Genomic DNA, 332 nt, shown 5'->3' with positions numbered 1-332 from the left:
GTAGCGGTAGTCCTCGGCGTTGTCCTTGTTCCGGCCGGCGGTGGTGCTGGGGGCCTGCGGGTGGATGTGCGGGGTCTCGTGGCCGTTGGGGCGGCGGTGGGTGCGCAGCGTCGCGTGCCGCTGGATCTCGCAGGGGGCGGCCCCCGCGGCGGCGCCCCGGGCGGCGCCCCCGCGCCCGGGGGCCGGGCGCCCAAGCACCCGGTCCGCCGGAGGTCGCGCCCCCCGCCGCCCGGCTGCCGCCGCCCGCCCCCCCCCCCGCCCCCCCCCCCCCCCCCAGCGGCCGCAGGCGCCCCCCCCGGCCGCGGGCCTGGGCGCGGGAGCGGCCGGGGGCC

General features: G+C 85.8%; 1 protein-coding gene. It reads right to left on the bottom strand.

Going from position 1 to position 332, the window contains the following annotated elements; all coding sequences use genetic code 11:
* Window positions 1-198 (bottom strand): hypothetical protein (locus tag PUR61_RS00175; RefSeq protein WP_329874349.1); only part of this gene is annotated, 198 nt, incomplete at its 3' end.
* Between the last annotated feature and the right edge of the window lie 134 nt (window positions 199-332).

Source organism: Streptomyces sp. BE20 (assembly GCF_036322525.1).
Taxonomy (GTDB): domain Bacteria; phylum Actinomycetota; class Actinomycetes; order Streptomycetales; family Streptomycetaceae; genus Kitasatospora.
The sequence above is the reverse complement of the archived record's forward strand: the minus strand, read 5'-3'. Positions and strand labels throughout refer to the sequence as shown.